Source organism: Xiashengella succiniciproducens (genome assembly GCF_023674465.1).
Taxonomy (GTDB): Bacteria; Bacteroidota; Bacteroidia; order Bacteroidales; family Marinilabiliaceae; genus Geofilum; species Geofilum succiniciproducens.
The window spans coordinates 367791-393018 of record NZ_CP098400.1 but is presented as its reverse complement, the minus strand read 5'-3'; the positions used below and the strand labels follow the sequence as shown (position 1 = coordinate 393018).

General features: G+C 45.0%; 14 protein-coding genes. 2 read left to right on the top strand and 12 right to left on the bottom strand.

The window, feature by feature from the left end; all coding sequences use genetic code 11:
- The first annotated feature begins 6 nt into the window (after positions 1-6).
- Positions 7-10977, top strand: coding sequence for a beta strand repeat-containing protein (locus tag M9189_RS01635; RefSeq protein WP_250724173.1), 10971 nt, complete (start codon positions 7-9; stop codon positions 10975-10977).
- A gap of 43 nt (positions 10978-11020) precedes the next feature.
- Here the strand turns inward: M9189_RS01635 and M9189_RS01630 are convergent, their stop codons facing one another.
- From M9189_RS01630 to rsgA, 11 genes are all read right to left on the bottom strand, one after another.
- The gene (locus M9189_RS01630) at positions 11021-11905 is read right to left on the bottom strand and encodes a hypothetical protein (protein WP_250724172.1); all 885 of its coding nucleotides are present in this window, start codon (positions 11903-11905) and stop codon (positions 11021-11023) included.
- An 8-nt stretch (positions 11906-11913) separates the two neighbouring features.
- On the bottom strand, positions 11914-12174 hold the full coding sequence (locus M9189_RS01625; RefSeq protein WP_250724171.1) for a hypothetical protein: 261 nt from the start codon (positions 12172-12174) through the stop codon (positions 11914-11916).
- A 26-nt stretch (positions 12175-12200) separates the two neighbouring features.
- Positions 12201-12497 (bottom strand): PqqD family protein, encoded by a 297-nt coding sequence (locus tag M9189_RS01620; protein ID WP_250724170.1) that lies wholly within the window; start codon positions 12495-12497, stop codon positions 12201-12203.
- Between the two features lie 145 nt (positions 12498-12642).
- Positions 12643-13428 carry a formate/nitrite transporter family protein gene (locus M9189_RS01615; RefSeq protein ID WP_250724169.1) on the bottom strand — a complete coding sequence of 262 codons (786 nt, stop codon included), beginning with the start codon at positions 13426-13428 and terminating at the stop codon, positions 12643-12645.
- 9 nt (positions 13429-13437) lie between these two features.
- The gene (gene pflA / locus M9189_RS01610) at positions 13438-14163 is read right to left on the bottom strand and encodes a pyruvate formate-lyase-activating protein (RefSeq protein ID WP_250724168.1); all 726 of its coding nucleotides are present in this window, start codon (positions 14161-14163) and stop codon (positions 13438-13440) included.
- A 105-nt stretch (positions 14164-14268) separates the two neighbouring features.
- Complete coding sequence (gene pflB, locus M9189_RS01605; protein WP_250724167.1) at positions 14269-16482, bottom strand: formate C-acetyltransferase; 2214 nt, start codon at positions 16480-16482, stop codon at positions 14269-14271.
- Between the two features lie 406 nt (positions 16483-16888).
- On the bottom strand, positions 16889-17878 hold the full coding sequence (locus tag M9189_RS01600) for a beta-ketoacyl-ACP synthase III (protein WP_250724166.1): 990 nt from the start codon (positions 17876-17878) through the stop codon (positions 16889-16891).
- A 78-nt stretch (positions 17879-17956) separates the two neighbouring features.
- A complete protein-coding gene (rpmF, locus tag M9189_RS01595) occupies positions 17957-18142 on the bottom strand; it encodes a 50S ribosomal protein L32 (protein WP_250724165.1) in 186 nt (61 codons plus the stop codon).
- A gap of 12 nt (positions 18143-18154) precedes the next feature.
- Positions 18155-18706, bottom strand: a complete 552-nt coding sequence (locus tag M9189_RS01590) for a YceD family protein (protein ID WP_250724164.1) — start codon at positions 18704-18706, stop codon at positions 18155-18157.
- 68 nt (positions 18707-18774) lie between these two features.
- Positions 18775-19941 carry a sensor histidine kinase gene (locus M9189_RS01585; RefSeq protein WP_250724163.1) on the bottom strand — a complete coding sequence of 389 codons (1167 nt, stop codon included), beginning with the start codon at positions 19939-19941 and terminating at the stop codon, positions 18775-18777.
- 18 nt (positions 19942-19959) lie between these two features.
- A complete protein-coding gene (gene rsgA, locus M9189_RS01580; protein WP_250724162.1) occupies positions 19960-20886 on the bottom strand; it encodes a ribosome small subunit-dependent GTPase A in 927 nt (308 codons plus the stop codon).
- A 213-nt stretch (positions 20887-21099) separates the two neighbouring features.
- Between rsgA and M9189_RS01575 the strand changes: the two genes are divergently transcribed.
- A complete protein-coding gene (locus M9189_RS01575) occupies positions 21100-23259 on the top strand; it encodes a PAS domain-containing sensor histidine kinase (protein ID WP_250724161.1) in 2160 nt (719 codons plus the stop codon).
- An 8-nt stretch (positions 23260-23267) separates the two neighbouring features.
- Here M9189_RS01575 and dxs read toward each other — a convergent pair whose 3' ends face one another.
- Entirely contained in the window at positions 23268-25172 is a 1905-nt protein-coding gene (gene dxs, locus M9189_RS01570) for a 1-deoxy-D-xylulose-5-phosphate synthase (protein ID WP_250724160.1), read from the bottom strand.
- Positions 25173-25228 lie beyond the last annotated feature (56 nt).

Below are 25228 nucleotides of genomic sequence, written 5' to 3'. Positions count from 1 at the left end.
TGTAATATGAAATCAATCTTTACCAGATTTTCGAGAATGATCAGTGACAAACGATTTGTTGTTACGGGTGCTGTTTTGCTTCTTGGCATTATTCGTGCGGGAGGAGTGTTTGCTGGTACGGATGCTAAAGCAGACTTTAATGTTGATAAGGCAGCAGCTGTAGTAGGGGAAGTCGTTACGGTTACGGATCAATCGACGGGTGCGACGAACCACCGTTGGAGTTTCGGAGCTGATGCAGATCCTGTTAGTTCAAATGCTGTCGGACCTCATGATGTTCGATACTCAACGACTGGCCTAAAAACCATTACTCTTAATGTTGATGCAGCCGGTCCTCTGGGTAGTTCGTCCGAGGCTAAGAAGAGCATTCCCGTTTACGGAACATACTACTACAAAGGTTCAGGCAATCCTTCTGCCACAAGTAATTGGAATTCAGCCCGGGATGGGAATGGGGATTATACTCCGGCCAACTTCAACTCCGGCTATCAAACCTTCATTATACAGACAGGGCAGACCTGCAACACATCTGAATTATGGGCACTAACTGGTCCTGAAACAAAAATTATTTTAGAAGCAGGGGCGACTTTGGTTGCCAATCATGCCATAGGAAATGCCTCATCCGATATTTCCCTAGAACTTGCTTCAAATGCTACATATGAACACAATAATGGAAGTGGTTTTATCTGGCAAGCTTCTGTAGTTGCTGACCCTACATCAACGATCAGTTATGGTTATGCCGGAGACCAGAGTATTGCGGCCGTGGATTATGGTAACTTAAGAGTTTCGGGTGGAGGGGATAAAACCTTATTGGGAGATGTTGGTGTTAGAGGGGTTTTAGAGCTCTCCGGAGCCCGGGTTGTTCTGGCTCAAAGAGATTTGACTTTAAAATTAGGCGCATCCTTAATTGCTGGGCAGCCATTCTCGTCTTCCAATATGTTGGTTACAGAGGGAGCTGGTTTGTTTATACGAGAGGGGGCAGCATCCAGTGACTTTTTGGGGATATATCCCGTGGGTAGTGGAGGGGCTTATGCACCCTTTCAAATAGATAATTTTCAAGTTACTGGTTCAGGTTCCATCTCGGTTAGAACTACTCCTGGTAATGCACCAGGGAGTAACCCGACTGATTTGCAAAGACACTGGATAACCTCTGTTGCCGGAGTTTCTGTGCAAGATGCTTCGGTTCGCTTTACCTATGCCAATGGAGAACTGCCCAATACTGTTTCATATGAACCTAAGGTGTTTCAAAATGGTTCGTGGATAGATATACCCGGGGGACAAAATTTTGGAACCAACACTTTTGGTGGTTCTGGCATCAATGATCTGAATGGGGTCTGGACTTTAAGGGAACCCATCATCACCTATTATTCTTATCAATCGGGCAGCTGGAACAATCCCAATACCTGGACAACCGATCCTTCCGGAAGCCTATCTGTTAATGCCGGAGTCCCATTGCCCACGCAAAGAGTAGTGATTCTTAATGGGCGAAATGTATCCATTCCGGATAATTCACGAGAGATATTGTCCTTGCTGATCCAGGATGGTGGTGTTCTTGATTTAGGAACCACTACCGGCCATGATTTTGGTGAGGTCAGTGGTGAAGGAATCTTGCGTTTACGGACGAATAGTTTTCCTGGAGGAAATTTTGATGCATTTACCTCGACTGGAGGTGGTACAGTGGAGTATTATAATGGGTCAGATTTTATATTGCAGCATAATGACTACAATAACCTTGTTTTTAGTTTGTCAGGTTCAGGTGTATCAGCCACAGTTCGAAATAATCTAACGGTAAATGGAAACCTGACTGTTAATAGGGGAACATTTCGAATAAATGATAATACAGCCACGAGCAGGTTGAACTTGTACGTGAACGGTGATCTGACTGTTGAAACCAATGGTCGGATTAGGGTAGGTACGGGTGATCTGGGGACGAATTTTGAAAGTGCCCACAGGTTAACGATAAATGGCAATTTTTCAAATTATGGTGAGGCACGATTTTCCGGACTCTCCAGTCCAAATTACCAATCTTACCCCAATTATAGAGTTGACGTCGTTTTTAATAACCCGACCAAGGATCAAAATGTTACCATTAATGGTCTTACCCGTTTTTACCGTATAGAAATTGATAAAGGTGTTGACCAGACCTTCGTTTTAAATATTGATGCTTCTGCACCAAACCTTTTTCATTTAGACGGTAGAAATAATGAAATGGGCGTGACGCCAAATCCTGACGCCCCTAATATTATTCAACGCAGTGCTTTGGGTTTGATGGCCGGTACCGTGCGACTGGGTACAAATATTAATTTACCTTCTCTTGCGGAGGAGTGGCAAAGCGGACAAGATTACAATTATCATGTTGATGAGGATGCTTGTCTTTGGATAGATGGGGCTACTGTCAAACATACAACCAATGATAGAGGGGGGAACTCAAATTCGTTTGTCCTTTACGGAACCTTGCGCATCACCAACCCTACCAGTGTTTTCAACGTAAACAACTTACACGGTATAATTATTCGTGCAAATGCTTCTGTTGTTGTTGAAGATGGGCTTTTGATTACCCCTGCTATCAGAACCTCTACCGTTGAAGGGACTCACAGGGGGTCGTACAATCAGAGTGGGGGAACAGTTGAAATTACAGGGAATATTACCGGTGCTGACCGTCACCCCAGTTTTTCATGGACTTATCCGAATATGAGCTTTGCCATGTCGGGAGGTGAAATGCTGATTAGGCAAGCTACAAATGCTGGAGAAGGCAGAAATCGTAGTCTGGTTATTGGCTCCAGTCCTGAAAACGTTTCGGTTACAGGAGGAACTGTTAGAATCCAAACAACCTATAGGGATGCCAATTTTGTATCGACAGCTCCGTTTTGGAACTTGGTTATAGAGAACCCAACAAATAGTGGCTTTTCAAGTAATCTTCAATCGTTTACTTCAACAGCCTTTGATGCGGCATCGGTTCCATTACAGCCCCTGAAGGTGTTAAATGATCTCAGTGTTGGGAATAGTGCAAGATTTGTTGCAAATAATACTGATGTATCTGTTGGTGGAGCTTTCACCATCAATGCAAATGCCACCTACACTCCCGGGACCAACACCACCATTTTTAATGGCAATGGCCCGCAGACTTTCACCAATAACGGGACGCTGACCAACGGGTTCAATAACCTGGAGCTGGCTGGCAAGTCCGATTTGACTTTAAATGGAGCAACGTCTTTCGCAATTAGAGGGGATTTTACCTTGGGTAAAGAAACAATCCTGCGTGATAATGGACGAACGGTTACAGTTGCCGGTAATATTCAGAACAGTGGTACGCATTTTCGGCCCGCAACGGGTGCCGGAAGAATTGAGCTTACCGGTAATGGCAATCAAATACTGTCGGGCGACGGCACCGGAAGTTTTAATAATCTGTCGGTTAATAAGAATGGCGGATCGGTGACAACGGATGCAACCGTTACCATCAATGGTGATCTTCGCCTGGTGAGCAATCACCGCTTTACTATTGGCAATAATACGCTTAAGTTGGGGACTGATGCCAATATCTACAGTGCAGCAACCGGTACAGCTCAAGTGTTTACCAACAACAAGATGTTGGTTACTGGTGGTTTGATGTCCAATGGCGGAGTTCAAAAGGAGTTCAACAACACCAATGGCTTTCTTTTTCCGTTCGGTTTTGCTGTAGGTGCAACGCATTACTATATGCCGGCTACTTTGAGGTTTAGTTCGGCCCCTACTAAATGGGGTGCAGTGACTTCTCGTCCGGTTCATGGTCGGCACCACCTGGCTCAAGGAACCAATAATGCCCTTGGAGCCTACTGGAAGACGACAAGCCAAGGGTTTGAAGGAATACCTTCCAGCTCAGTTGTACATACTTATGCTTATGCAGATGCTTTTGTGTCAGGCAATGAGAGCAATTACTTGCCTGCTGTTTATAATTATGGGACGGCCTGGCGTACCATAAACGATGTAAACCTTGTAAACCAGGCTACAAATGTGATTACTTTCAATGCGGAGAGTAATGCCAATGGTGATTATACTGCGGGATTGCCTTCTGCTTTTGAAGGAATCCCGGTATTGTATTCACGTATCAGTGGAGCTTGGAATGAACCCGGAACTTGGAGTACAGACAGTCATTCGGGTGAAGCTGGCTCAGTTGTTCCTGCGGCAAATACGATTGTCGTAATAGGGGAAGACCATACAGTTACTATGACAGCGAATGGTGCAGAGGCTGGAGCACTCTTTATTTCTGAGGGTGCGACTTTGGATTTGGTGCGTACCAATGGCCATAATTTTGCCGCCTTACCAGAGGAAACGGTTACTGGCAGTGGAACTTTAAGGATTGCAAGAGCTTATTTCCCCAGAGGTGATTTTGGTGAATTCCTTGGGGAGAATGGTGGTACTGTGGAGTATTATGTTTCGGGAGGCAACGCTTTTACGCTTCCTGTGGCTTCTGATGGTACTTCATTGCCTCTAACGCAATACCGGAACCTGATTGTTAATGCTTCTGGTGCAGATATTACGCTTCCCAATATAGATTTTACTGTTTTTGAGAATCTGGTGATAAAGGGAAGTAACCAAGTGAGGACCAATACGGGGGGCGTAAGGACTTATCATGTGGGAGGAGATCTCAAAATTGAATCCGGAAATCTGGTTTACCGGAATGATCGAGCAACTCATTTTCTGGTTGATGGTGATGTCATGGTTAACTCGGGGGCAAGTTTCTCTGTCAGAGATGGGGGGACTGCTGTTGCCAACACGCTTACAATCGAGGGAAGTCTAATCAATAGCGGTACCTTTAATATGGTTGGTGGTACAAGGAATACGGCCACGATTTTTAAAGGGGAGCAAGACGCAGTGATTGAAGGTTCGGGCAGTACGTTTAATTTCCACAGGCTGACCGTGGATAAAGGGTCTGATGCCACACCAATTCTTGCTTTAAAATCAAGTATTTCAACTGGTGTTACCAATCCCTTTCTAACCTTGTTAAATGGAACCTTCCGGGTAGATGGTGAAGGTTTGGTGGTTACGGTTACCGATGGCTCAACCAGCTTTTCTATTCCTTCCACAGCTGCACTTTCGGTGAATGCCGGAACCTTGCGTGTTGCCTACGGCAATGGCAATGCCAATTTGTTGTTGGCAGGTAGGTTAGAGGTTTTGGGTGGTCGCATGGAAATTGGTCAGGCTACCCAAAATCGAAACAACAGTATTGAATATGCTGCTGCCGGAAAACCTGAGGTGTATGTGTCGGGTGGCACCTTGTATGTAAATGGTCAGATTCGTCGTCCAGCCACCACCACCAGCGGTTCGCTCAACTACATTCAAAGTGGTGGTGAGCTTATCATTGCCGGTCGTAACCGCATGACATCCCGCGGTTTGTTGGAGGTGGCCAATAATGGCAGCTTGTTTAAGGTAAGTGGAGGTCGGCTCATTCTTGCACGGCCTTCTGCCTCAGGTTCTGCTTTTGGTGATTTGTATCTTCGTCCCGCGAGCAATGAGGTGAGTGGTGGAACCATTCAACTTGGAGCCGATGGTAATACCGCTGGTTACAGTTTTGATTTGCAGCTGGGGACGCCCATCTGGAACCTTCAAGTGGGTGCGAATACCGGACAAAGCGCATCACTGGCTGTGCTGCCCCTGCAAGTCAAGAACGAATTGTTTATCAGCAGTAACTCTGTTTTCCTGGCCAATGGCTTGGATGTTAACCTTGAAGGCAGGTTGGTAAATAATAATATTTCGGCCAGCCGTGGAATTAATGAGGGAGGCTTCCGTCCGGGTGCTGTTTCTCAGACCACCCGATTTAATGGAACGGGTTCTCAGCAAATACAGGGCTTTGGCACCAACGTAACAAACTTTGCCAATCTGGAAATTCGAGCAACCAGTCTGTCTCTGGTCGAAAACTCCTCACTTTATGTGAACAACAACTTGTCGCTTTACTCGGGCGTTTTCAACGATGGAGGCAACATTGTTGCTGTGGTACGTAACATTCACAATGTGGCCAGGCATGAGAGTCCATCCTCTTCAGGAGGAATTTCTGTAGAAGGAACCCAGGCCCAGACCATCTCAGGCAACAATGCTGTTTTTGGCAATATTTTGATGAACAACAGCAATGGAGCGAATGTGGTAAACAATATCCGAATCAATGGCCATTTGAATTTTACGGCAGGTTCGTTGTACATCGATGATTACTTGCTCACTTTTGGTGAGAATGCTGTCGTTGGAGGCACTCCGGGCAGAAAGCAGATGGTGATGCTCAACGGCGTGTTGTCCGACCAGGGTGTGCGTAAGCTTTATGCAGCTGGTGCAGCAGGTGAGTTCGTCTTTCCTGTAGGCGTACAAGGGAAGTACACACCAGCCGCATATACGGTTTTGGCAAATGGGGCACCCGGTTCAATCACCTTGCGCACCATCAATGAAAAGCATGCCGCGGTTAACGATACCGATGACAATGAGCTGGCTTATTATTGGAGTGTAAAGTCGGAAGGGTTCAGCGGTTTGTCGGTAAGCCATCGCTATACCTATGAACAGGATGATGTAAGAGCCGATGAGGAACAATATGTGGGCGGTCGTTATGATTATGAGAATTACACCTGGTATGATTTGGGTGAGGTCGTTGATGCAGCCAACAATACCATCAGTTTTAACGGGGATTACATTACCGGTGAATACACAGCGGGTTATGCGCCGAATTTCGTTACAAAACCTGTTTTGTACAGCCGTGGAAATGGCGATTGGGATGACCCGACAACTTGGGCGATTACCCCTGGTGGGGATGCCGGTGGACTAAGGCCTGATGGCAATCCTGTTATAATTGCCGAAGGACACCTTGTTACGCTGAACGTTGACAATGCCTACACTTATTCAGTGGAATTAAATGGTACCCTCGATATTGGAACAACACTTTATCACAATATGGGGCACTTTTTGGGCGACGGAACATTGGTGATAGGCTCAACCAGTGATGGTAACTTTATTCTACCTGGTGGTAAATTCGATGAATTCTTTGACAATGCTGCTTCTACCATTGAGTTCAAAGGGGATAATGAGGCCAATCTTCCGCTGAAACCCGGTAATATTTACAAGCCCTTCCAGAATGTAGTGCTTTCCGGCTCAGGCCGTAAGAACATCAGTGCCGATGATATGAAAATCAACGGCAACCTGGTTATTCGCAACGGTACCGTCTTAAGTAATGTCAACAACAACAGAACACTTTATGTTGGGGGTGACTGGATCAATGAAAATACTTCAGTGGGCGGATTCCTGGCCGGACGTGGGACTGTGGTTTTTGACGGCAATCGTACCCAGCAGTTCAAAGTTGAGACAGCAGAGAGTTTTTACAATGTAACGATGAATACCAATGGTGAGTTGGATATGGCTGAAACTGCTGTTGGTGCCAATTTTGTTGTAAGCAATCGTTTGAATCTTTCTCGTGGAATTATTCGCAGTTACGCTGATAAGGTGGTGTATATTTCCAATACAGCTAATAATGCGGTGTCTGGTGGCAACGTCAATTCTTTTGTGGATGGCCCCATGACCAAACGAATGCTCACAGGTCAGTCTTTCACTTTTCAGGTAGGTAATGAAGGACGCTATGGCCGGATGGCTGTGTTGAATACGCAGGGGGGAAGTTCACCTGCAGATTGGACAGTAAGGTATCTTAATGCTAATGATTTACCCAAGGAGGAGGAGCATCTTAATACACCCATTACGTCGGTTAGTAACAATGAGCGTTGGGAGGTATCACGTCCCAACGGAGCGAGTGCTAACATTCAATTGCGTTGGGATGAGCAATCTTATCCCGGGGTGACTTCCGATGCCTTGTTGCGCAACAGCTTGCGCGTGGTGCAATTCAATAGTGGGGACAGCAAATGGACTGAGCGGGGACAAACTGTGAATGCATCGGCTAAGACGGTGGCCACTTCAACACGTGTCACGACCAATGATTATGTGTTTACGCTGGGCTTAAGTGGAGTGACAGCGACCATCAGTGATTTTACTCCGGTGGAGATATGTAACAATGGTGCAGTGGCTTCCATTCCCGTTGTATTGTCGGGTTCGGCGCCATGGACTTTGAGTTATCGTGTTACTGGTGCTTCTTCAACTCGCAATTTTACACAGACCGGCATCACTTCGCCCAACTATGTTATTCAGCTTACGGGTGACGATTTGGCTGGAGCAGGGAATTATTCTGTTTCCTTGGTTTCGGTGTCCGACCAATCTGCTGTTGGAATCGCTAATGGCGGGTCGGTGAATTTGGTTGTTCAGGAGACCTCTGTTCCCGTTATTTCTGGTGCTACTATGGTCGGTCGAAATGAGGTACGCACTTACGCGACTCCGCAGAACGGCACCAATACCTACGCATGGAGCTGGGTAGGGGCCAGTGGAGGAACCATTGCGAATGCCAATGCCGCTTCAACCAATATTACTTTTGGTAACAGAACCGGAACCTACCAATTACAATTGACCGAAACAACCGCAGCAACTGGTTGCGAAGTCAATATCGTCTTTGCTGTTGAGGTTACCAATATTCCGGTTCCCGACATCAGTCCGGATGAGCCCAATATTTGTATGGGGACTACCGTGACTTACAGCACTGCTGCAATTACCGGTAATCAATACCGATGGACTGTGACCGGAGGAACGGTTCAGACAAGCGGGGCCGGCAATTGGAGAACGGTAGCCGGTGGAGGCAATTCAGTTACTGTCCTTTGGGGAGCAGCAGGCAATGGCAGTGTTAAAGTGGAAGAAAGAGTAGGGGCTACCAGTGTACAGGGAGAAACAACGCTGGATGTAGTAGTTAGTCCCGCTGTAAACGCTCGTACGGTAGCAATTCAAGATGCGGAAGTTTGTGACGGCAGCAGCACTTTTGTTCGTGTTGAAAATTCAGAACTGAGTGTATCGTATCGTCTCAAGAATACAGCTGATGGAACTTATATGGGACCATCAATAGGAGGAAACGGCAATGACCTCTTGTTGCCCACCGGTGCGTTGTTTGCAAGTGAGGCGCCTTACCAGGTTGTTGTAGAGGCCTTTAACCTGGCTTGCAGTTTGGATGTTACCGCCGGAACTGTAGATGTTTTACCTGCTTTAAATGTGGCCTTGAGCAGCGACGCAGCAGCTAATGCCTTTTGTGTGGGAACTGCCGTAAGTTTCTCTGCCACTCCCGGCTATAGCCAATATGTTTTTGTAGTTGATGGTACCGCCTTTGATAATGGGAACCAAGCGGTGTTTACCACCAATGCTTTGGTGGATGGTTCAGAGGTCTCGGTGCAGGCTTTGGCAGCAAATGGCTGCTGGGGAGCAAGTGAGACGCTGACTATGCGAGCTGCAAATATTGCAGGTATGTGGACTGGCATCGCTGATTCCGATTGGGATAATCCAATGAACTGGTGTAACGGACAGGTACCAGTTAATTACAACGGAGTTGTGATCTCCTCAAAGATGGTTCATGAACCTGTCATAACAGGAGAATACACTTTGACTAATCTGACAATAGAGGATGGGGCACAGCTCTGGATTGACGGAGGTTCAAAAATCGATCTTGAAGGTAGCTTCACAAATAACGGAGAACTTGTACTCAACAACCGTTACGGAGTAAACGGTATGGTTTCCCTGATAGACAAATCGGTTAATTCAGGAAGTGGCACTACAAGAGTAAGGCTTACAACCCCGGCCAATCAGTGGTTCTATCTCGGAAGCATTAGAAAAGATGCCGTATTCTCCGATTTCGGTGCCGGACAACCCGGTATTGTTGTAAGTTCATATCGACAAAACAAATGGTGGAATATTCAGACCACTTTAGCAAGTAGGTCTCTCAGATTGCTGGAAGGAATAGCAACTAATCTAATCGATGACAAGGTCGAAAAGAGGTTAATTGAATATACTGGAGAGATAAACAAAGAAGAAGTAAGCAGGGTGTTTGAAGAAAAAGGTTTCAGCCTCCTTGGCAATCCATACCCGGCCTTTATAAGCTGGGAGAACGCTGCCACATGGGAACGACCAAATGTTGATGGTACTATTTGGTACAGAAGCAAAGTTGGTGAAGAAATGGCATTCATTACATATAACAAGGATGCTGCTCCTTTTGGAAAAGTTGCCCTGTACCCTGAACAAGAGATTGGTACTATCTCTGAGGAAGAACTCTCTCTGATTCCTCCAATGCAGGCTGTCTGGATTAAAACCTTTGTTGAAGGAGTAACTGTAACTGTGAAACCTGAAGGTCGTACCCATGGAATAAACGGTTCAATACTTAAGAGCACCTCAACATCATCAGCTGATGTAATTCGTATCGAAACATCAAACGCTTATTCAAGGGACGGTGCAGTGATATATTTTAGTGAAGGTTCGACAGAAGGACTAGATAAGGGTGATTCAGAGAAGTACTTCAACGACTCTAAACGTATTCCCGAAATCTATACAAGATCAGGTGCAGCTTCCCTTGCTATAAACGGCCTGCCGACAATTAACAAGGAAATAATTGAAATTCCGCTTAGTACACGGAACCAAGTCGCTGGTGAGGTAGAAATGGAGTTTGATATTTCACACTTCAACTCCAACCATGCTATATTACTTGAAGACAGGTATAATGGAACCGTGGTCAACCTAAGGAGCCAGAATACATACTCATATGTAGCAGATCCTGTAGGTGATATTCACGACCGCTTCGTACTGAAGTTCCATAACATTACTACAAACGCTGATGTTATCCCGGATGATGAAAACAATGCAGGAAATGATATCCAAATCAGAAACGCCGGTTCCATGATACTTGTTACTGCAAGTATGAATCTCGTTTCTCAAGGTCCTGGTGTTATCGAGATTTTCACGGTAGAAGGCAGAAAACTTCAGGAAGTACCTGCACTTAGCAGTCGTACGCTTGTAGTGATGCCAGGGGAGAGTGGAGTATATATTGTAAGAGCACGATTCGGAAATACTGTAAAGAGTGAACGACTCCTTGGTAAAGGTCATTTTGATGAATATATTGAATAACACCAATAATGAGAAGGGCCGGCTATTCCGGCCTTTTCTTTTATCAATACTCAAGTGCTCTAATTATATCCACTATCTCAGTATTCGGCTTAAAAGCGCACTCAAATATGGGGATTGAACTTGAAAAATCAAGCACGGATGCGAGATGAGCTTCAGTGAATGCCTTACTATGGAAGTGCTGAATGCAGTTGCTCATAACCAGCATCTGCGAATTTATTCCTGAAAGAGATCGTATCCTGTTTTCAGGAGACTGTTTAAGTAAAAAGATTTGATCAACCTTTGCTATCAAGGGCTTTTGAGCGTACCATATCATTGGAGTACTTAGTGCATACCATAGGCCATCCACCTTATGCAACCACAACCTGTCATCATTGATTATCATTGCCCCTTTTGACTCCCAGAGTCTGGCCATTGTCGACTTACCGGTTCCTGATACCGCAGTAAAGAGACGCGTCCTACCGTCTGTATCAACAACTCCGGAAGCATGGAGCATAAACCCACCGGTAAGGTGAGCAAAGTAAACAAGCAACAATGATCCAAGCGGTTGAAATAACGGATCTATCTCATAAATATCTGCGGGATTATTTCGTAATATGTGTACTACTATTTCTTTCTTAGCAACATTAAATAGTGAGATAACAGAAGTGATTTTGTCAGTGTTAAGGTATTCTATTGACAACATCAATTCAGATTGACCTTTGCCCCAAACAAACCAGTTGTATGGCATCATTTCAGGATTATCTGACTTTCCTTCAAGTAATAGGCTAAATCCTGAAAGAGATTCAGTCCCATGGTCAGTGAATTTACAAGTGAACTCAATTTCCTGCTTTACTACAGGCGTAGTGAAATAAAGGGAAGGTAATAATTTTGGGAAAAGGGAACCTTCAAATGAGATATCTAAGCCGACCGGCCCAAGATAAAGCTTCATGGCAGATACTAATACTGTGGCCTTGAGGTGTCCCCAAACGGACCTGACTGGCTACTGTATGTTGATGAGCCGTAGTTAGGACTTTTACTCATCTCATATCTTCCTCCACCATCACCATCAGGAATATAAGGGACTTCAGGATCATCAGGATCAGGTTCTCCTGGAGGGGTAGTTACCATAAGAATCGTTATGGCAGCATCAATCTCCACCTCTTCGATCTTAGGAATGGTGTAGGTCTTCTTCGTTATGTGGGGGCCATTGAATATCATCAAAGTAGTTCTGGGTAAAACTAGGTTTAGCTTACTTCTTCAATTATGCCTTTCGCAAGGGCATCTAATATAAAATTTTGAAGGTCAGCTGCTAATATATCGCTTTGTACGTCGAAGACTGAAATAAGTTGCGCTTCTACCTGACTAATAGTGCGTTGTCCGTCAAGGGCCTCTATTATCGCAGCCCCCGTCTCGTTCAATGTCAACACCCTGGTCATATCAGCTACACTGTTTACAAGGGGTACGATTACCATCTCATTGCCAACCTTACGAACCACTACCTTCTCGGAACGTACCTTGTATATGCTGCCTGACTTGTACACCCTCGTTTTAACGCTTTTTTAAGTTTCGCATGCAAATATGCAAATTTTTTCATTAAATCAAGGCTTTACGCAGTTTCAGCAAGGGTCATTTTGACAAAATACACCGGGGAGCGGACACACAATCAATATTCTTTGATTTAAAAGGTCAATTCTTCTCCCCGTACACCTTTGTGTAAATCAATGCGGTCAGTATGGAACCGCCTACTATGTTACCTAATGTCGCGGGAATCAGGTTGTTGAAAATAAAAGTGCCGATGCTTACATCCGACCCATACAACATGGCTGTAGGGATAAAAAACATATTGGCAACGCTGTGCTCAAAGCCCATGGCAACAAAGGCCATAACGGGAAACCATACAGCAAGGATCTTGCCGCTCACATCTTGAGCGGCAAAGGCAAGCCATACTGCCAGAGCTACAAGCCAATTGGCTCCAATGCCTTTGACAAAGGTTGCGAAAAAACTCGCTGAAGTCTTTGATTTTGCCAGGCCAAGTGCTACATCATGCCAGGGTGCTGATGCCAGCAATCCTGTTTTATAGGCCAGGAAATATGCCACAAAAAGCGCTCCCAGGAAGTTGCCAAAATATACCAGTGACCAGTTGCGCAATAAACGTAGAAAGCTTATTCGTCCTGATACCAGTGGTGGAATAAAGTAAGCTGTGTTGCCGGTAAACAAATCGGCTCCTGCTATCACACATAATATCAGTCCCAAGGGGAATAATGCTCCCATCATAAATTTCTGAAGGCCGGGATTCTCGGCTGCAATTCCGGGCATGCCTCCTCCTACTGTCAAGGCAAGCAAACCTCCAAGTGCTATATAGGCTCCGGCCAGAAAGGCCAGTAATAATGTTGACTTAACTGATGTAGAGTCACGAAGTACGGCGGCCTCCGTAGCTCGGGAGACCAGTTCTTTGGAACTGTAATAGGCCATCTGGATTATCTAGTTAATTACTACTTCTTTGACGTACTGCCCAAATATGGATTTTGCCCTGTTTAGCTGATCCTCCGTATTTGTCGGGACACCTTCCAACTTATACTTCCATCCTAAGGCTTCATACTTGTGTACACCCAACTTATGATAGGGCTGAATCTCTAGTTTCTCGATATTCTTCAATCCCTGCAAATGCCTGCCCAGCTCATGCATATCTTCCTCAGCATCCGAAATGCCGGGCACAAGCACATAACGGGCCCACGCAGGGATATCTGCCTGTGCCAGATAATCAGCAAATGCCAAAGTACGGCTGTTGCTCATCCCGGTCAGTGCTTTGTGTTTTTCACTGTCAATATGCTTGAAATCAAGCAAAACAAGGTCTGTTAACTTAAGCAGCTCCTTTACATCGCTTGTAAGTATCGAACCGTTTGTATCTATGCAGGTGTTGATACCCTCCTCCTTAAGTAATCCAAAGAGTCGTATCAGCCCTTTGGCCTGCATTAACGGTTCGCCTCCTGATACTGTCACTCCTCCCTTCTTGCCAAAGAAGGGACGCTGACTGACTGCAATTTTCACGAGGTCCTCACAGATATACTCCTTACCATTACCATATTCAATAGTATCAGGATTGGCACAGTAAAGGCACTTGAAATTACAGCCCTGCAGAAAAATCACAAAGCGAATTCCCGGACCGTCAAAGGTTCCCAGCGACTCTATGGAATGAACTCTTAACACTTGCCTATCCTGTCTTTAGTTCTGTAAAAATATGGTAGACACCCTTATTCACAATTAAAAGCGGGTGCTTGCGCAACCCGCTTTTACATTATGAACATTATCAAGCTATACAGTTTCGAAAAAGCTTCTTGCAATAACATCCAACTGCTGCTCACGTGTCAAACGGACGAAGTTGACCGCATATCCTGATACCCTGATGGTCAGCTGCGGGTAATTCTCGGGATGCTCCATCGCATCCATCAACATCTCACGGTTCAGAACGTTTACATTCAGGTGGTGAGCCTCTTTTGCAAAGTAACCGTCGATGATAGATACCAGGTTCTCCTTGCGTTGCTCCATATTTCCGCCTAATGTCTTTGGCACTATGGAAAAGGTATTTGAAATACCGTCAAGTGAGTCCCTGTAGTCAATCTTGGAAACTGAACTCAGAGAAGCAAGTGCACCGCTCTTGTCACGTCCGTGCATCGGATTGGCTCCCGGTGCAAAGGGCACTCCCTTTGCACGCCCATCAGGAGTAGCTCCTGTCTTCTTTCCATAAACCACATTTGAAGTGATTGTAAGGATTGACAGGGTGGGTTCAGCATTCTTGTATGTCTTCAGCTCCTGAAGAAGGCCGTTGAAATATGTTGGGATCTCCCTTGCAAAAGCATCTACACGATCATCATCATTTCCATAGCATGGGAAGTCTCCTTCAATCTTAAAGTCTGTAGAAATACCCTCTTCATTGCGTACCACTGTTACCGTGGCATGTTTGATGGCAGACAGTGAGTCCGCTACAATGCTCAGACCAGCTGCTCCGTACGCAAGGTTGATGCGGGGATTGGTGTCTACAAAGGCCATCTGCAACTTCTCATAGTAGTACTTGTCATGCATGTAGTGGATGATGTTCATAGAGTCATTGTAAACCCTTGCCACTTCACGCATTGCAAGCTTGAAGTTTTCCATCACCTCATCAAAGTCAAGTACCTCTGACTTCAGTTCGGGGATGTTGGACAGTACCTTCTTGCCAGTCATCTCACAGCGACCACCGTTGATTGCAAGAAGCAGGGTCTTGGCCAGGTTGGCACGGGCTCCAAAAAACTGAATATGCTTACCAATCTCCTGGAATGACACGCAACATGCTATCCCGTAGTCGTCACTCTTTCGAACTCCTCTCATCAGGTCGTCATTCTCATACTGGATTGAAGAGGTGTCAATTGAAACCTGAGCACAGAATCTCTTGAATCCTTCAGGTAGGTCTTGTGACCAAAGGATTGTAAGGTTTGGCTCCGGTGAGGGACCAAGGTTGTATAGTGTCTGAAGGAACCTGAAAGATGTCTTTGTCACCTTGCTGCGTCCGTCGGCCAGACAGCCTCCAATAGCCTCTGTTACCCAGGTTGGGTCCCCGGCAAAGATTTCATTATATGAATCCATACGCAGGTGACGTACCATGCGAAGCTTCATAACAAACTGGTCGATCAGCTCCTGAGCATATACCTCATCAATCAGACCCAGCTTAAGGTCTCTCTCAAAATATATATCAAGGAAGGTAGATACATTGCCCAGTGACATTGCAGCTCCGTCTTGTTCCTTCACTGCTGCCAGGTAGGCCATATAGACCCATTGTACTGCCTCGCGTGCACTTTCTGCCGGCCTTGACAGATCCAGGCCGTAAATATTTCCAAGCTCCTTTAGCTGTTCAAGTGCCTTGATCTGATCTGCCACTTCTTCACGAAGACGAATGCGCTCTTCTGTCATTGGTCCAATAAGACCCAACAGATCAAGCTTCTTACCTTCAATTAGTTTGTCAGCACCATAAAGAGCAAGACGGCGGTAGTCACCGATAATACGACCTCTTGCATAGTTGTCAGGCAAACCGGTCAGAATTCCAAGTGAACGGAACTTCCTGATCTCGGGTGTATATACATCAAACACCCCGTCATTGTGGGTCTTTCTATATTTTGTAAATATCTCCCTTACCTTTTCTGATACCTCAAGGCCATGTTCGCTACAAGCCTTTTCTACTACTCCAATACCTCCAAGTGGCTTGATGGCACGTTTAAGCAGTTTATCTGTCTGCAAACCTACAATAAGCTCATCTTCCCTCTTGATATATCCGGGGCCGTGTGATATAATGCCCGATACATTCTCTGGATCGATTTCCAAAACTCCATTGTTTGCACGCTCCTTCTGAATCTCTTCCTGGCAAATGCGCCACAGACGAAGTGTACGTTCAGTTGGGCCTTGCAAAAAACTTGAATCACCTTCATATGGTGTTAGGTTCTGAATTACGAAATCGCGAACATCAATTGTCTCTTGCCACTTTCCGGATTTAAACATAGTATTTGATTTAGAAGTTTTGCTAAGTTTGGTAGACACTATCTTACAAATTGCGTCAATTCACTTTATCATTATTTGTGCTATTTTGTAATCTCCAGATTACATTTGCAAAATAAAGACATATTTCTTTATATACCAAACTGGAAGGTGATTTTTTATGCATTTTGTGCATAAAGCTGACAATTACTGCATTACAAGACGTAATAACCAGAATTTGAAAAAGGATTGAGAAAAATTAAAGAATTCACCCTATGGGTCAAATAGTCGAAATAAAGACCTGATAAAAGTATCCTGACGAGGGGAGGTGGTCAGGACAATCCGGATTCCCGGATTTTTGCGACGACCGGGAGGAGGTCGTCTTTAGGATAGCAGCCCTCCGGTAAATGGTCCGGACAGCACGTCTTGTCTAGTATGCCCAGCGAATCAACATAGAGCCCCAGGTAAACCCGGCACCAAAAGCAGCCAAGATGATGTTGTCACCCTTCTTAAGCTTACTTTCCCATTCCCACAAACACAGCGGAAGTGTGGCAGCGGTAGTATTACCGTAACGCTCGATATTGATCATCACCTTGCTCTTGTCAAGCCCCATACGCTCGGCAGTTGCTTCAATAATCCGCATATTTGCCTGATGGGGAACCAACCATGCAAGGTCCTCGCCCGACAGATTGTGTTTCTTCATCATCTCGACGGAAACATCTGCCATATTAGAAACGGCATACTTGAACACATGGCGGCCGTCCTGAAAGATATAGTGTTGACGGGCATCGATGGTTGCATGAGATGGTGGGTTAACAGATCCACCTGCTTCCATCTTTAAATACTTGCGACCAACACCGTCAGATCTCAGAATGCTGTCGATTACTCCGTATTCACCTTCACCCGGTTCCAACAACACTGCTCCTGCTGCATCACCAAAGAGCACACAGGTCGTGCGGTCGGTATAGTCCACTATGCTGCTCATCTTGTCGGCTCCAACAACCAATACCTTCTTCTTGGCACCGGCCTCAACAAATTTGGATGCAGTGTCAAGCGCATAGAGGAATCCGGAACAGCCTGCATTAAGGTCGAAACCATGGGCGTTCCTGATACCGAGCTTGTCACATAAAATGTTGGCAGAAGCGGGGAAAACGTGATCGGGAGTGACTGTTGCGAAAATTACAAGATCTATCTCATCGGGTTGGGTTCCGGTTTTACGAAAGATCTCTTCAACAGCCTTAACCGCCATATCTGAGCTGCCCTTACCCTCTCCTTTTAAGATATGACGTTCTTTGATTCCAACGCGGGTCATAATCCACTCGTCGGAGGTGTCAACGATCCTGCTCAATTCATGATTGTCAAGAATGTAGTCAGGCGCGTAACCTCCAACTGCAGTGATTACAGCTCTGATCTTTTTCATTGAATATGATTTTAGCAGACAAGGGGCAAACCCTAAGGAAAGCCCCTTGTCTGCTCTAATTTTACGAGCAAAAGTGCATTATGCAGTAACTTCTTTCTCTACAGCTAACTTTCCTCTGTAGTGACCGCATTCATCGCATACAGTGTGCAACCTGATAGATGAACCACAGTTGGAGCAAACACCAAGTGCAGGCATTACTGCCTTATAATGTGTCCTTCTCTTGTCTCTCCTGGTCTTCGAATGTTTGTGTTTCGGATGTGCCATTTTTCAACCTCTTTAACTTAGTTTTTTACCAATTATTTCCTTTAATCCATCCCATCTGGGATCTTGCTTCACTTCACCGTCATCATCAGAACCCTTGTTAACAACATACTGCTCAAGCTTCCTTAGCATCTCAGGGTCGCAGGTGCTGTTGCCGTCTGCATCAGGCTGATGAACATGACGTATACTCACAGAAGTGACTATTACATCATACAGTACTTTCGCCAAATTTATCTCATGCTCCTCATGAGGTAGTACTATAACATCATCGCTTGGCTCGTCATACTCCGAACCAAACTTGACAAAAAGCTTGTATTCTGCGTTGACGGGAACATCAATCGGCTCAAGGCAGTTATCACATAATGTTACCAATGTACCACGAGCCTTTATGTCAAAGACCATTAGCTGCATGCTTTTGGTCATGTCAACCAGAACATCTAAATTACCATCCTCATAAAGGGAATCTTCAAGAAGCCCGAAAAACTCAGCATCAACCTTGTAGTCAAACAAGTGATTACCTTCCTTAAGGCCCTTAAAACTAATACTATAGTCTTTCAAACTTCTCACAACACCCCTTATAAAAGCCCTGCAAAGTTATAAAAATATAATACGCAGAAAAAAATAATCTATCTTTTTTATGCTTTGTCCCTGACAGGTAGTGAAATCCTGAAGGTAGTTCCCTTACCTGGCGCTGAATGCAACACAGTTATCTCTCCCTGATGATACTGTTCAATAATCCTCTTACTCAGGGAAAGACCCAATCCCCATCCTCTCGATTTTGTACTAAATCCCGGACGGAAAATATTCCTTTGAACTGCCCGGGTCATCCCCTTGCCTGTATCTGATACATCCAGCACCACCCTGTCCCGACTGCGGGACAGGGTAAGACTAATCTCACCCGCTCCTTCCATTGCATCAATTGCATTTTTGCACAGATTCTCAAGCACCCACTCAAAAAGCGGACGACTCAATGGAATAGTCAGACTCTCCACCAGTTCATCTTTTACATCGAATCTCACCAACGATGAACTTCTTTTTCGAAGATACCCAATCATTCCGGTTACCACCTCTCCAATATCCTCAGGCAACAGATCAGGCCTTGACCCAATCTTCGAGAATCGTGAAGCTACTGTCTGTAGTCGCCCTATATCATGCCTCATCTCCTTCAGCAGATTCTCATCTACATTCTTCATCTTGAGAAGATCCAGCCATGCCAGTAGTGAACTTGTAGGGGTACCCAACTGGTGCGCAGTCTCCCTGGCCATTCCTACCCAGACCTGATCCTCCTCCCTCCTACGTGTTGCACTGAAAGCTATATAGGCTATCACCATGAAAACAAAGACTACCAACAGCTGTACTATTGGAAACCAACGCAAACGGGTAAGGAGATTCGAGCTCTGATAATACAGATACTGATACTCACCATCACCCAGATCCACCTCAAGCGGTGGACCAAACTTCTTCATCTTCTCAAGCGCATGTTTGAGGTATTCACCCTGATCATTTCGCGGGAGCTTGATATTCCTGTGGGATAATATATTCCCTCTGTTGTCTGTAAGTATAACGGGAACGGTATTGTTGTCACGAATAATCTCAAAGATAAGTGAGACCATTGCCTCGTCGGGATCACTCTCTACAACAAGCAGCCGATTGGCCTCAGCCCACAACGCTACTTTATTCTGCTCCTCCTCCCTTAGCTCTCTGACAAGGTTGTTTGTATAATACAACGACACAACGCTGATGACTACCGCACCTGCGATTACAAGAAACTTCCACCTTCGATTTGTGCTGTAAATCTGCATGAGACCCTGCCGCTGCAATCAACGGTATTTTTCGTCTTTGTTGAAATATATACTCAGATAACTGTTGTAACGTGATTCCGATATCTCTCCCTCTTCTACAGCAGCTTTGACCGCACAATCCGGTTCGTGGATATGGGTGCAGTTGTGAAACTGACATCCTTCAGAGGCCGCAAATATCTCGCGGAAATAATGATAGAGCTCTTCCTTGCCTGTGTCTACAAGTCCAAAACCCCGAATCCCTGGGGTGTCAATTATATATCCACCAAAGGAAAAGGGGTGCATCTCAGCAAAAGTCGTGGTGTGTATCCCGGTCTTATGTGCCGACGATATCTCGGCAGTCTTCAGATTAACTGACGGCTCAAGACTGTTGACCAGAGTGCTTTTGCCAACTCCAGAATGCCCCGCTACCAACGACACCTTGTCCTTTACAATTGACTTCAGTTTCTCGATATCTGCATCATTCAAAGCTGAGATTGCCTCACATCTGTAACCAATCTTAGTATAGATTTCCATCAGCTCACTTAATAGCTCGAGATCACCCTTCTTATATCGGTCCACCTTATTAAAGACTATCACTACGGGTATACTGTATGCCTCTGCTGAAACCAGAAATCTGTCTATAAATACGGTTGAAGTCACAGGATAGTTGATGGTAGCAAGCAAAATTGCCTGATCCATATTAGCCGCCAGCACATGACTCTGTTTAGAAAGGTTTGTTGACTTTCTCACAATATGATTTTTCCTCGGTAGCACCTCGGCGATAACTCCGGTCTCAGCATCAGCCTCATACTCAAACAGCACATTATCTCCTACCACTACAGGACTGGTACTCTTCTGATCCTCCAGGCGCATCTTTCCTTTAAGGCGACATGGTATCAGCTCTTTTTCACTTGTCCTGACAGTGTAAACACTGCCTGTTGCCTTTACTACAACTCCTTCCTTCATCGTGACGATTCAATCTTTAGTTCACAAGCGCAAGTTACCTGATTTTCAGCAATACTTAAATCCTTAGACTCCATTTTTGCCAATAAGTAAAAAACATACTTTAATATCACTTTTCTGAACGATAGTCAAAATAAGAAATATCCATTTACTAAATAAGATATCTTTGCCCCATAGTTTCACTAAAATACACCAAAACAGACAAATAGGGCACGGATGAGAGAGAGAGAGTTAAATAACCTGATCAATGAGCTGTATGAAGAAAATAAACGCCTAAAACGTTCACTGGCTACACAAAACCTACTTTTTAATATTGCATCAATCCTTCATGGCTCAAACACAATCGAAGTTACCTTCTTCTCAATTGCGGAAAAGATTGTTGAGATTGAAGGAGTGGAAGGTTTTGCCCTATATTATAAGACAGAAGAGGAACAAAGAGCTTTCGAACTGGCTGCTTATTCAATAGCAGAAAGTGCTATAGGAGTTAGTTTCCCAAAAACAGTAACCTGCAATTCAGGTTTCCCATTTCAAACTATACCGGACCCAAGGGCATTGGAAATTGCTAATAAAACCGACCAAATCGCTGCCAGAATATCTGCCGGATTCAACACCAGAAATTGTATAGTAGCAGGAACAAAAACTACAGGTAATCCTAACGGAATTATAGCTCTTAAATGGAGTAATTCTCTCAATGAACCTCCAATTGACAACCAGGTTTTAGATTCTATCAGCATCCTGGTAGCCAAACACCTCGACTTCAGAAATGCTGAAATCAGAAATAAACTTAATCACAACAAGATTATTGAAATCAACAGAGAACTGGAGGATAAGGAGCACTTTCTGAATAATATCATCAATACAGCCCCGATAGGCATCCTGCTGGTTAAAGACAGAGTGATACACTTTGTCAATGACAAGACTGTAGAGTCCACAAGATACACAAAAGAAGAGCTAGTGGGTGTTCACTTCTCCAAATTCTACCCTCCGGGCGAAGAGGATACGGATAAGATTAATCGCTTCTACAAGGAAATAGACGATAATGGCCATGCAAAGATGGAAATAAAACTCATGAGAAAGACTGGTGAGCCTGTATACTATGAGGTAACCGGAACACATGGGCCCAACTTCGAATCAGAGAAATACTACCTGCTTATAGGCCATGATATTACAAAGATAAAGCTTTTTGAAAACGAACTAAAAGAGAGTGAACAAAGAAACCTGATGATCATTGAGTCAAGTGCAGATGGCATCTTTATCCTCAGCATACCTGGCGAGCTTAAATATGTTAACTGGGCAGGTCTGAATCTCCTTGGTTATTCTATGGAAGAACTGAAGAGGATGAAACCTCGTGACCTATTTGGAGGATACGACAAGGTTAAAAAGTACGTGCAACTAATTAATGACCTCAGAAAAGGAATAACATTCAAAGGTGACGTCCAGCTAACTACCAAAGATGGCAGGATCCTGCAGGTGGAGGTCAATACTTCAGTTATCTCACTCAATGGAACTGACAATTTCCTTTTCAACATACACGATATTACGAGGCGCAAGCACAATGAACAGGAACTTGTAAAGGCCAAGGAAAAGGCTGAGGCTGCTGATAGACTGAAGTCATCCTTCCTAGCTAACATGAGTCATGAGATTCGTACTCCACTAAATGCAATTGTTGGATTCTCCAACCTGCTCGGTCAGACAGACCCTGATAGCAACCTCAGGGATGAGTTCGTCTCACTGATTATTTCCAACTCGGAAATATTACTGAATATCATCAATGACGTTATCGAACTGTCCAAAATCGAAAGCGGATTGCTGGAACTTCAATTTGCTCCTGTTTGCGTTGACAATATCCTGATAGATGTTTGCAGACAATACCAAAGCAAGCTTCTTAAAGATGGTAAGACCAACGTGTCCTTCAGGATAGAGCTACCTAGAACCGGTATTACACCGGCCTATGTTATAGCAGATCGCATCAAACTGCAGAAAGTACTTCAAAACCTTATTGACAATGCCGTCAAGTTCATTAACAGTGGAATAATTACTGTGGGTTATGAATTCAGGGCCGATAAGGTGATACTCTTTGTGCGCGACACCGGTATTGGAATATCTCCCGACAAACTACAGGTTATCTTTGAAGCATTCAGACAAGAAGATGAGTCTCATTCCAAGCGTTTTGGCGGAACAGGCCTTGGCCTAGCCCTGTGTAAAAAACTTGTCGAGGCTATGGGTGGACGAATTGGTGTGAAATCACAAAAAGATGTCGGTTCGGAATTCTATTTCTATCTCGAAAGAACTGCTGTAACAGAGGATGAATTAAAGCGGGAAGAAATGTTTTATCAAGCCGGGGAACCCGAACTCAAGTACAATAAGTTTGTTTAGTACTGGTTTTACTTCAAAAGCTCAGAAATATTTCTTCGGAGTGCCTCCATATCCAGACCTACTTCTTTGTACAACTCCGCCTGCGTACCATGTTCGACAAACCTGTCTGGTATGCCCATACGCTTTAGTTGACAATTGTATCCATGCTCATTCATGAATTCAAGGACAGCCGTACCAAACCCTCCTGCGACTACCCCATCCTCAACTGTGATTACTGAGTGATAACTGCTAAATACCTCATGCAGCAACTCTTCATCCAGCGGTTTTACAAACCTCATATCATAGTGGCCCAACTCTGTTCCTGAGGCAGCAAACTCATCGCACACACGAGCAGCCTTGACACCCAGTGGTCCAAGGGTAAGCAGGGCAACTCCCTTCCCTTTTCTCAGGCACCTTCCCTTACCAACCTCTATCTCTGCAAAAGGCTTACGCCAGTCTTCATTGGAGCCAATACCTCTGGGATAGCGTATCACAAAGGGACCCTTATCAGGTAGCTGTGCTGTGTACATAAGGTTACGAAGCTCTACCTCATCCATCGGAGAGGAGATGGTCAGATTGGGTATTGGTCTGAAATAAGCCAGATCAAAAGCCCCGTGGTGGGTAGCACCATCTGCTCCAACAAGTCCTCCTCTATCCAGACACATCACTACATTTAAATTCTGAAGTGCAACATCGTGAATCACCTGATCAAAAGCCCGTTGCATAAAGGTGGAGTAAATATTACAGAAAGGTATCATGCCTGAGATGGCCAATCCTGCAGCAAAGGTAACTGCATGCTGTTCCGCAATACCTACATCAAAGGCCCTGGCAGGCATGACCTCCATCATAATATTCAGGCTGCAGCCCGAAGGCATGGCAGGAGTAATACCTACTATCTTGTCGTTTTGCTTGGCAAGTTCAACTAAAGTATGACCAAATACATCCTGAAACTTTGGGGGTCTTGGCCTGGAGGTGCTTTCTTCTATTATCTCACCGGTATGCTTATCAAACTTGCCGCTTGGTGCGTGCCAGGCTGTCTGGTTCTCTTCAGCATACTTAAAACCCTTCCCCTTCTTGGTTATAACATGCAGCACCTTGGGACCGGGAATATGCTTCATATCCCTGAGAACACCGGCCAATCTAAGTACGTCATGACCATCCACCGGTCCAAAATACCTTATGTTCAGCCCTTCAAAAATATTGGTCTGACGTGTAAGCAGATTCTTGACACTATTATTGATCTTGACGATCATCTCCTTGGATCTGGGCCCCACAATATTGAGGCGACCCATACCCTTAATGACCTCACGGCGTACCTTGTTGTAAGTACGACTGGTGGCTATGTCAACCAAATAATCACTAAAGCCCCCGATATTAGGGTCTATGGCCATGTTGTTGTCATTGAGAATGACAAGTACATTGGCCTGCAAAGATGCAAGATTGTTCAGCCCCTCAAAAGCCTGTCCTGCCGTCATGGCACCGTCGCCTATGACGGCAACTACCTGACGATCGGTTATGCCCTGCTCCTTATATGCCACTGCCATTCCCAAAGCTGCTGATATACTGGTAGAGGAATGTCCTACCCCAAAGGAGTCATATTCGCTTTCGGCAACTGAGGGAAAGCCGCTTATTCCTTTGTATTTCCTATTGGTGTGGAATACGTCCCTGCGACCGGTGAGTATCTTGTGTCCATAGGCCTGATGACCTACATCCCAGATTAGCTTGTCAACAGGAGTGTTTAACACGTAATGCAAGGCAACAGTGAGCTCTACAACCCCCAGGCTGGCTCCGAAGTGAGCCGGGTTGCATGATACCGCATCAATGATGAACTCACGCAACTCGCTACATACCTGTAACAACTTCTCTTCAGGGAGTTTTCGCAGATCAGCAGGTGAATTTATCAAACTAAGCAGGGGATATCCGGCTTCTTCCATTCCAGTTGTTCTTCACATTTTTGCTAATTTTGCAAATATAACACTTTGAACACAGA

Excerpts from the sequence above, each read along its gene's own strand:
- M9189_RS01635 (WP_250724173.1), top strand. The coding sequence starts at position 7 with ATGAAATCAATCTTTACCAGATTTTCGAGAATGATCAGTGACAAACGA.
- M9189_RS01630 (WP_250724172.1), bottom strand. The coding sequence starts at position 11,905 with ATGAAGCTTTATCTTGGGCCGGTCGGCTTAGATATCTCATTTGAAGGT.
- M9189_RS01625 (WP_250724171.1), bottom strand. The coding sequence starts at position 12,174 with ATGATATTCAATGGCCCCCACATAACGAAGAAGACCTACACCATTCCT.
- M9189_RS01615 (WP_250724169.1), bottom strand. The coding sequence starts at position 13,428 with ATGGCCTATTACAGTTCCAAAGAACTGGTCTCCCGAGCTACGGAGGCC.
- pflB (WP_250724167.1), bottom strand. The coding sequence starts at position 16,482 with ATGTTTAAATCCGGAAAGTGGCAAGAGACAATTGATGTTCGCGATTTC.
- M9189_RS01600 (WP_250724166.1), bottom strand. The coding sequence starts at position 17,878 with ATGAAAAAGATCAGAGCTGTAATCACTGCAGTTGGAGGTTACGCGCCT.
- rpmF (WP_250724165.1), bottom strand. The coding sequence starts at position 18,142 with ATGGCACATCCGAAACACAAACATTCGAAGACCAGGAGAGACAAGAGA.
- M9189_RS01585 (WP_250724163.1), bottom strand. The coding sequence starts at position 19,941 with ATGCAGATTTACAGCACAAATCGAAGGTGGAAGTTTCTTGTAATCGCA.
- rsgA (WP_250724162.1), bottom strand. The coding sequence starts at position 20,886 with ATGAAGGAAGGAGTTGTAGTAAAGGCAACAGGCAGTGTTTACACTGTC.
- M9189_RS01575 (WP_250724161.1), top strand. The coding sequence starts at position 21,100 with ATGAGAGAGAGAGAGTTAAATAACCTGATCAATGAGCTGTATGAAGAA.
- dxs (WP_250724160.1), bottom strand. The coding sequence starts at position 25,172 with ATGGAAGAAGCCGGATATCCCCTGCTTAGTTTGATAAATTCACCTGCT.